Source organism: Acinetobacter brisouii (genome assembly GCF_008993995.1).
Taxonomy (GTDB): Bacteria; Pseudomonadota; Gammaproteobacteria; order Pseudomonadales; family Moraxellaceae; genus Acinetobacter; species Acinetobacter brisouii_A.
This window is the reverse complement of the sequence record NZ_BKNN01000027.1, coordinates 26,793-35,925: the sequence shown is the minus strand read 5'-3', so window position 1 is coordinate 35,925 and position 9,133 is coordinate 26,793. Positions and strand designations below refer to the sequence as shown.

The 9,133-nt window shown below is 36.1% G+C and carries 11 protein-coding genes; 9 read left to right on the top strand and 2 right to left on the bottom strand.

Annotation, left to right across the window (positions count from 1 at the left end; all coding sequences use genetic code 11):
* Positions 1-34 precede the first annotated feature (34 nt).
* From GBN19_RS08370 to GBN19_RS08360, 3 genes are read left to right on the top strand one after another with little or no spacing between them, the layout of a single operon-like run.
* Entirely contained in the window at positions 35-1,186 is a 1,152-nt protein-coding gene (locus GBN19_RS08370; RefSeq protein ID WP_151777824.1) for a hypothetical protein, read from the top strand.
* Positions 1,170-1,871: an OmpA/MotB family protein gene (locus GBN19_RS08365; RefSeq protein ID WP_215903486.1), complete on the top strand. Its 702-nt coding sequence runs from the start codon at positions 1,170-1,172 to the stop codon at positions 1,869-1,871. Before GBN19_RS08370 ends, GBN19_RS08365 begins: the two co-directional genes overlap by 17 nt.
* The gene (locus GBN19_RS08360; RefSeq protein WP_151777823.1) at positions 1,871-2,725 is read left to right on the top strand and encodes an HNH endonuclease; all 855 of its coding nucleotides are present in this window, start codon (positions 1,871-1,873) and stop codon (positions 2,723-2,725) included. The genes GBN19_RS08365 and GBN19_RS08360 overlap by 1 nt, the downstream gene beginning before the upstream one ends.
* A 322-nt stretch (positions 2,726-3,047) precedes the next feature.
* Here the strand turns inward: GBN19_RS08360 and GBN19_RS08355 are convergent, their stop codons facing one another.
* Entirely contained in the window at positions 3,048-3,572 is a 525-nt protein-coding gene (locus tag GBN19_RS08355) for a hypothetical protein (protein WP_151777822.1), read from the bottom strand.
* 195 nt (positions 3,573-3,767) lie between these two features.
* Between GBN19_RS08355 and GBN19_RS08350 the strand changes: the two genes are divergently transcribed.
* From GBN19_RS08350 to GBN19_RS08325, 6 genes are read left to right on the top strand one after another with little or no spacing between them, the layout of a single operon-like run.
* A complete protein-coding gene (locus tag GBN19_RS08350; protein ID WP_151777821.1) occupies positions 3,768-4,091 on the top strand; it encodes a hypothetical protein in 324 nt (107 codons plus the stop codon).
* Between the two features lies 1 nt (position 4,092).
* Positions 4,093-4,989, top strand: coding sequence for a PD-(D/E)XK nuclease-like domain-containing protein (locus GBN19_RS08345; protein ID WP_151777820.1), 897 nt, complete (start codon positions 4,093-4,095; stop codon positions 4,987-4,989).
* 24 nt (positions 4,990-5,013) lie between these two features.
* Complete coding sequence (locus GBN19_RS08340; RefSeq protein ID WP_151777819.1) at positions 5,014-6,651, top strand: recombinase RecT; 1,638 nt, start codon at positions 5,014-5,016, stop codon at positions 6,649-6,651.
* The gene (locus GBN19_RS08335) at positions 6,620-6,850 is read left to right on the top strand and encodes a hypothetical protein (RefSeq protein ID WP_151777818.1); all 231 of its coding nucleotides are present in this window, start codon (positions 6,620-6,622) and stop codon (positions 6,848-6,850) included. The genes GBN19_RS08340 and GBN19_RS08335 overlap by 32 nt, the downstream gene beginning before the upstream one ends.
* A complete protein-coding gene (locus GBN19_RS08330; RefSeq protein WP_151777817.1) occupies positions 6,847-7,038 on the top strand; it encodes a hypothetical protein in 192 nt (63 codons plus the stop codon). The genes GBN19_RS08335 and GBN19_RS08330 overlap by 4 nt, the downstream gene beginning before the upstream one ends.
* Before the next feature lie 12 nt (positions 7,039-7,050).
* Positions 7,051-7,320 (top strand): helix-turn-helix domain-containing protein, encoded by a 270-nt coding sequence (locus GBN19_RS08325; protein ID WP_151709700.1) that lies wholly within the window; start codon positions 7,051-7,053, stop codon positions 7,318-7,320.
* 27 nt (positions 7,321-7,347) lie between these two features.
* Here GBN19_RS08325 and GBN19_RS08320 read toward each other — a convergent pair whose 3' ends face one another.
* Positions 7,348-8,610 (bottom strand): integrase family protein, encoded by a 1,263-nt coding sequence (locus GBN19_RS08320; RefSeq protein ID WP_151777816.1) that lies wholly within the window; start codon positions 8,608-8,610, stop codon positions 7,348-7,350.
* Positions 8,611-9,133: the final 523 nt, after the last annotated feature.

The following is a 9,133-nucleotide window of genomic DNA, read 5'->3' as shown; positions in this document are numbered from 1 at the left end:
TTAATAATTAACATTATTTTCATATACGTTTATCATGTTTGATTTTCATGTCGTATTTACTGTTATAGCAGTTTTTATTATTATCAGTTTTGGAATTTATTACTTACTTAAATTTACAGCAAATAATGCTGTTTATTCTCCTACTATATTAACAACACTTGGTATCTTTTTTACTTTTTTTGGAATAGCTTTAGGACTATGGAATTTTGATTCAACTAATATAGAAGCAAGTATACCATCACTACTGGCAAGTTTAAGAACTGCTTTCTGGGCATCTGTGTTTGGTGTTGGTGGTGCTGTAATAATTAAATTAAAGCACTTCAATTATATGCAAAATTCATCTAAGGAAGTAGAAGTAACAGCTTATGACATGCTAAAAGAATTACAAAATATTGATAATAGTATTAAAGGTAAAGATAACAGTGATCTCATCAGAGCACTTGAGAATTTCACTAAATCAATTGGCGAAGATATCAGCACAAATATTGCTGAGCAAATCGCTCTATTTAAGGATGAAAATAAAAACCAATTTGATAGATTAATTGAAGTGCAAGAGAATGCACTTGATCAAATTAGAGAAGGCGCCACAGCAGAGTTGATTGATGCTTTGAGAGAAGTTCTTCAAGACTTTCAGATCACGATTACAGATCATATTGCAGATAATTTCAAAGACCTTGCAAAGGCTGTGGATCATTTAATTACTTGGCAAAAACAATATGAAGTTCAGATTCAGAAAAGCACTGAGTCTATGGAGGTCGCAGCAGATCGATACGTTTCTTTGGTTGAACATGCTGAAATTTTCCATACAACTTCAGAAGCGCTGAATGAGCAATTAAACTTATTTCAAGAGCAATTGTATGCACTAAAATCTCTACTCACGGATCTTAATAGCTTAGTGACAGTAACATCAAAAGAAATACCTGAAATTGAGCATAAAATTATAAATATTAGTGAGCAGATTTCTAAATCATCACAAAAATTTAATGAAACTATTGATAGTTCAATTTCTAAAACAGCAAGCCAAACTGAAATTCTAACTGCTGGTATTGAGAAAGCTATCAGTGTATCAATTGAATCACTTGGGAAAAATGCAGCAACACTTATGGAGCAGATGATTAAAGACCATAAATCATTAAATGAATCTTTAATTAATACCTATAGAACTGTTAATGGAAGCAATAGGTAATCAAATGTTTTTTAAAAATAAAGCTGAATCGGATGAAAGCCATTGGATACCCCTGGCTGACTTAATGACTGGCTTAATGATGATATTTATGCTCATCGCCATTCTCTATATGTCTCGAATTAATCACGTTGCTAGTGATTATCAAGATGTTAAAAATAATTTAGGAAAAACATTATGTAATGAATTTGCTAAAAATTTAGGTGAGTGGCATGCCGAATGTGACCCACAAGCACTTGTAGTGCGCTTTAATTCTCCCGATGTGTTATTTGATACAGGTGAATCTGTACTAAAACCAAAATTCATTTCGATTTTAGATGATTTTTTCCCAAGATATATGAATATCATTTACTCTGATAAGTTTAAAAATAGTATTGAAGAAATACGTATTGAAGGCCATACATCAAGTAAATGGGGGCAAGGGCTCACGTCAGAAAATGCATATTTTGCAAACATGCAGTTATCTCAGGCTCGAACTCAAACTGTACTAGAACATGTACTTACCATGCCAACAATTCATCATAAGGATTGGTTAAAAAAGCATGTAACAGCAAACGGATTATCCTCATCACATCCTATTCTTAATAAAGATGGTAGTGAAAACTCGATAGCCTCCCAACGTGTTGAGATTCGAATTAAAACTAATGCTGATAATCGATTAAATGAGATGTTTAAGGTGACACAATAATGAGTATTGAACTACCTGACTTCAACTTTGATGAAAAAATTAAAAAATTAAGAGAAGAATTAAAAATACCCGATGGCTATTTTGCTAAATATGGAAATACGCCATCTTTAGCTACTCCTCAAGATATTGTAATTAAAGCATTATCAAAATCAGATGTTAAAATTTCTAAATCAAATCTTTTATATAAAGAATATCCTGATGGTCGACGAGATTTAGTTTTAATTCATATTTTTAGTTTTAGTGACTATGAGCCAAAATTCCATTTTGCTAACTGTAAGACACTAGTCGATCAACGCAAAAACAAAGGCTTTAACCGTTACGTTGAAACTCATCGTGTAGATGGGCTGTTTGATGTTGATTACGTTGGGTCATCTATAGGCATTAAAAAAGGTAAACAAGTTAAAGAACTTAAAGTATGTCAAAACTGTTTGCTTTGTATTAATTATAAGGGATTTGGTTCCCACAATGTGAGTTCACCTGCAGACAAAGCAAAAGCAGTAGAAGAATTTAATATTGAGGAATTTTTCAGGACATATATAGTTTCTTTATTTATAGAGAGAGCTATTCCCTTTTATCAGGCTCAGAGTAATAAGTATCCGATTAATTGGCCATCTATCAGTAAACAAACTCGAATAAAAGCAAACTGGCAGTGTTCATTGTGCCAGATTGATTTATCTCATCCTAATTATCATCAGTTTTTAGATGTACACCATATTGATCGTCAAAAATTCAATAATACTGAGAATAACCTACAAGTACTTTGTATTGGGTGCCACTCATTACAACCAGGTCATGAGCGTATGAGAGGATCACCTAGATATAATTCCTTTTTAGCCTTACTTGATCATCGGTAAATTTTGGCGGGTGGGATAAAAATAATGACAATAAATTCATATTCTACACTTGAAGCAAGTGCAATTGCTCTTTTGGGAGGGTTATCTAAACCGAGAAAAAGAATCTGAAGCAAAAAAAATGGCGTAATTTAAAAATCTTGGACTAAAATCCCATTGATTTTATAGTAAATAAATTTATAACAGCAACATTCACATTGATTTCATTCAGTGTTCTGAATGCAATACTGTTGTTGGAGTTTTGGAAAGTTTAAACAATGAAGTCCAGCTTCAAAAAATTGAAACCAGACTTCAGGGTATCGAACGTAAATTAAAAAATTAATATTTAAAGCCGCCAGTCTTTTGGTGCTTCTGGCTCTTTCTCACCAAAGATATGTTTTTCAATTTTTTGGCATTCGCTAATAGCTTCGTCTATTGTCTTAATGCTTACATGAGATAATAGACGATCAATCATATTAGTACGCCACTCCACAATATTGATAAAACGTGCATTATTAGCAAAATTTAAAGCCTTTGCTGCATCTTTAATGGCATTTTGCATAGAAATATTAAATTGATTATCTAAAATTTCTTTTGAATATACATTCTGAAGGCTGCTGTTGGTTTGTGTGCCAACACTTGCCGAAACATGCATGGCTGAAAGTGTACCTGCTTCAAGTTTTGATGTGGGATTTTCACCAACTACACCTATTCCATTAAAATAATCCTCTTGATCCTTGATGGCTTTATCAATCCACCCTTGATCAACGTCAACAGCTACGTCCTCAAGCAGAGTTACATACCCTTCAAATAGCTTGACTCGTGTGCCTGCTGGAATAATACCACGATCCAATTCTTTATCTTTACCCATAATAAACTCCAAACAACCTTGCACTGAGCGAGGTTTTCTCTTATCTATTAAAACACAAAATTAGTTTTATCTAATTTTATTAGGAGTATCTATTGACTTGTTAGTTAGGTTTACCTAATATTTATCTCATAAACAACAAAAAGCCCTGAAATCTTGGCGGACACAGGGCTTTACAAATAACTTTGCGAGGTCATTATGTCTCAAATCAAATCACAAAAGCAACTCATCGAGAAGCTTATTCGCAATCAAGACGAAAAGCGTCTACGTGCTATTGCTCAAATCAACCCAATGCATGAATTCGAAATTCAGCCTGAAGCTGCTACTGAACCACACAACAGCGCAGGTGGTTTGCTTTATTCAAGCATCATTATTATTGCCACAATTGGTTCCACAGCAATGTTGCGTTCTTGCGCTGACCAAGACTCTCAAGCTGTCTTTGAAGCTAAAGCTCAGATCGTTCAGATCGAGCGTGAGCATGCAGGTGATTCGCTTTACGAAGCTGCTAAGAAGGGCGAATGATATGGATGCTTATTTCGACCCAACACTTGCCCCAGCACCGATTGCACTCAGTATTGTAGAAGGCATGAGCAATGCCCAATACCATGCTCGCCCTGAGTATAGTTCTAGCCAGCTTAAAGATATGATTCGTTCTGCGGCTCACTTCTACTCACACAATATTGCCAAAGAACATGAGAAAGAGCGTAAAGCCTGTATGGACTTTGGCACACTGGCACATACCCTTTTTCTTGAGCCTGAGCAATTTTCAAATGAGTTTGTGATTGCTCCTGTGTTTGATCGCCGTACTAAAGCTGGTAAAGAGGAAGCTGCAGCGTGGGAACAATCCAATGAAGGTAAAACCCTAGTCACAGAAGAACAAGTACAAGGTGCTAAACGCATCGTTAAGAACCTTCAAACCCTTAGCATGTACGGCGTTATGCAAAATAACTATGGCATGGCCGAGGCAAGTTTCTTTTTTACAGATCCTATCTTTGGTTTAGAGCTACGTGTACGCCCCGACTGGCATGTTGTGCCCTGCTCCACTTTTCCTAATGGTCTAATCCTTGACCTAAAAACCACAAGTGATGCACGTGCTATCGCATTTCAAAGACAATGCGGCAACTTTGCCTACGACCTTTCTGCGGCTATGTACCGTGAAGGCTTCCAGCAAGTTTATGGTACCGAAAATAAGCCCGACTTCATTTTCTTGGTTGCTGAGAATACTGCTCCGTTTAACGTCAAACAGTACAAAGCTTCAAACCTGTTTCTTTCTATTGGTGAGCAACGCTATTACCGCGCTAAAGAACTGCTTGCTGAATCACTCTTATTACAAGAATGGGATGGTTATTCCAAAGAACTGGAAGAAATCAATCTGCCGTCGTACATGCTTAAACAAGCACTACAACACGAATTTAACTAATTTAATTTATTTGGAATAATAATCATGACTCAACAAAACAGCACTTCTGTCGGTCTTTTAAATGTTGAAGCTTTTGAGCTTTCTCAACGTATTGCAAAAATGTTGGCCAACTCAACACTTGTTCCTGAGCAATATCGCGCTACTGTTCGTGTTAAGGGTGAAATTCAGCATGATGGATCAATTCGATACAAAGACAGCAATGGCAACTGGCTTTACCATTATGAAGAAAATCCAAATGCCATTGCAAACTGTGTGATTGCTTTAAACATGGCTAGTCGTATGAATACAGATCCCCTTTTGGTTATGCAAAACCTATACTTAATTGAAGGTCGTCCAGCATGGACTTCTCAGTTCATTACGGGGACGATCAATAGTAGTGGTCGCTTTTCTGCACTCCGTTTTGATCTTGAGGATCTTGGTGAAAAAACTGTCTCTTATACCGAGTATGTATGGGAAAACAATAAAAAAACACCAGTTGAGAAGCACATTACCATTCAGGACATGTCTTGTGTCGCTTGGGCAATTGAACGCGAAACCAATGAGCGTGTTGAATCCACAAAAATCACCTTGGAAATGGCAATCAAAGAAGGTTGGTTTCAAAAGAATGGTAGCAAATGGCAAACCATGCCACAGCAAATGCTTTCCTATCGTGCTGCATCGTTCTTTGGTCGTTTATACGCACCTGAACTCTTGATGGGCTTACGCAGTGCCGAGGAAGAACAAGAACGTAGCATTATTGATGTCACTCCAGATGAGTATCAGGAACAAGCCACTTCTGCGACTAATGCCTCTGCTGCAACATTGAAGCGAGATATTCTGCAATCTAAATCTTTGGACCATTTAAATACGTTGGAGAACAAAATCACGGCGCTTGAAAATAGCAATGAACGTGATGAATTGTTCAAGCTGTTTAATGCTCAAAAAACCAAGCTTTCTAGCCAACAGGAAAGTTCTGAACAAAACACAGCACCAGTCCGAAAACCACGTACACGCAAAGCAAATGCTCAAGAGGCACAAACTGTTGTTGAGGAAATACCTGCAGAAGAAGTTTCTCCAGTAGATACTTCAACTACGGATGATGAATTCACTCCACGAAAAACCTCAGATGAGATGCGTAAGCTATACAGTGCCGAATTGCATAAAGCAGAATCATTAGGTGGTATCAAAGACTTCACAGGTCTCTTTGAAAATGATGGTCGACTCACTGAACCACACAAAGCTTACTTACGAAAAGTTGCACAGCAATGTAAAGATAAGCTGACACAGCCACCCGTACAGCAACAACAAACTATAGATCCGAATAAGAGCAAGTCTGCTCGAGATGGCATTGAGCAAATGATTCAGAATGCTACAGACATTTATACCTTAGAAACTCAAGTGGCTAATACGATCAATGGCTATAAGTCGAAACTAACACCAGAAGATCACCAAGCTATTTTAAACCTATATGCACAGCGTAAAACCCTATTCAGCCAGCAAAGCATGTTTGAAGCTGATCAAAGTGAGCAGCTCCCTTTTGTGGACTCAGTGATACTAAAGATCCGCCAAGCTCAGACTGTCGATGAGCTAGTTGTAATCATTACAGACCCCGATGTAACCAAAGCTGATGATCAACGTATTAATCAAGCTTATGACCAACGTCTTAGTGAACTCAAAGGCTAAAGCAGCATCGGATACAGGAATTCCTGTATCCGATGATTTGGAGAAAATTATGGGCTGGAAATATTCAAATATCACAAAAACACTTACGGTTTTTGGCAAAAAAATGACTCATGTTTTTGACAGAGTTCTCGAATCCGAAATTGACCATCTAATTGTCGATGCAAAGTTTAAAGAAGCTCTTTGGAGAAATAAAAAATGAATATGGCTGTTCCCCAAAAACTCAGTCAAGAAATTGAGAATGATCTAAAGGCATTCTGTAAACAACACTCTCTAAACAAGCAGCAGTATTACCGCCTGTGTGATATTGCTGACAAAGCTTATTTACTGGCTGAGCACGTTGCCCAAGCTGAAATCTCTCAACTAAAAGGTAATAATTTAATAAATTAATTGGAGAAAATTATGGCATTAAAAAATTTATCAGATTCATCTGAGCTAAAAAAACAAGAGCTTCTTAAAAGTTTCATCGAAGCCCCTGAAGGTCAAAGTTTTCCACAGGAAGTTGTTGCTTTATATTTGGACTGTTCACCTTGGACACTTGCTAAAATGCGCTGTAATGCTAATGAATTGCCATTTCGTAAGATTGGTCGCCGCGTCAGTTATAAAAAATGTGATGTTTTAGCGTATGAAGCCAAGAAAACAGTGACTTGTACAGCGCAGCTATCGATTTAAGACCTTTCAGAAGTAGTGCGGGCGAGATTATCTCGCCTTAATTTCTTTTAAACGCTCAGACCAAACAGCATCATAATTAAAGCAATCTATTTTCTGTTGATATACAGCTTCTATCATATTCATTGAGACTTTCAGTTCTTCCATCGGTATTTGTACATAGCCACCAGTTACATCTAAACGTGGTCTTGCAGTGTGATTTAATAGACGTTTGGTCACATAAATATTAAATCTAAGTAAATTGCAAATTGTGGCAAATGTACGGCGAAAATCATGCATGGAAACATAATAATCGACTTGTGCGCCCACTCTATTTAAAAGCGTATCTACTTTTGTTGCATGCATATTATGTGATGTTGGGATTTTAGTTGCTGGAAAAACCCAATCATTTTCTCTAAGAAGAAAACGATCTTTAAGTATGGATAGTAAGTGATCGCCGATTGGGAACACATGATCTGATCCATTCTTTGTATCTCGAAAAATCACTGTACCAGACTTAAAATCAATATCAGTCCATCTTAGCTGACATGCTTCTTGTCTGCGGCATCCTGTGTACATGGTAAATAGAACAATATCCCGATGTGTATTTGAGCGAGCTGTGTTTTCTAAATTAAGCTCGTCTTCATAATCAAGAACAGCCTGATAGTATTTAAATATGACATCTTTATTTAGGTGTCTTTCTCTACGTTTAATCAAATTCCAGCCCTTAGTAACTGCTATCACATCAACTGGATTCGATTTTTGGATTGGGTTTTGATCAGTTGAATAAAGTACATGCATATATTTCCAAAGTGTCCCTAAAAGGGAAACTGAACCATTTGCAGATGATGGGCTTTTTAATGAAATTTCTATAAATTTGTTGAGTACCTCATCTTTTGTGATATCGAATATTTTTCGATTTGACCATCCCAAATAGAGATCAAAATATTTACGGTATTGTCGGATGGTTTTAGGCTTAAAGTCATTTCGCTGGATATAAATTTCTAATGCCTCTCCCACTATTAGATTTTGAGCATTATTAATAGGTTGGTTTTTGATTTGCTTTGTATAATCGCCATTTGCAATCTGTGCCAGAATCAATTGTGCTTTAGCTCTTGCATTCAAAGCTGGTATTTCATTTGTCTTCCCGATTACGACACGAAATAATTCACCTTGAGATCGTCTTTCTATAATAAAGCTCTTACTTTTTGTTGTAGCTCGAACAGCAAACCCTATTAGCTCTGAATCTCTGTAAATTTTTTGACCTTTCTCTGTTAATGGAATAGCATCAACATTAGATTTATTAAGTTTCATGTCTATCTTCTAGGATCTAAAGCCGTAAGTTAAACATTTTTTCCAACAGTCTACAAATAGTCTACAAGCAAAAAAGTGAAACTATATTATCCCTAAAAAATTTAAATAAATATTTGTTTTATAATTATTAATATTTTTTATCATTCTATGGGTATACTATAGAAAAAGTAAAATCCACCTAGTTTGCTGCGGATTGGAATGGATTGTATCAAGTTGTATTCCTTTGCATAATCAATATCTTCAAAAATATTAAAGTTGCATGATGCGCGACGAGATAATTACATTAAAATTTTGAGATAATTAACTCTTGCACGGGTAATATCGCAGCACATAACATTTAATATCTAAGTTTGCCTACTATAGTAGCAGTATCAGGCTGTCAAATATTCTGAAATACCATAGTGAGTATTCCAATTTTGCATAGATAAAATTAAGGTTGAAGTTGAAAATACGAGGAGTGACTTGTTAGGAAAAGCCTTACAGCATTTAAAAAGGCATGTAATAATCTGAATATTAGATACAA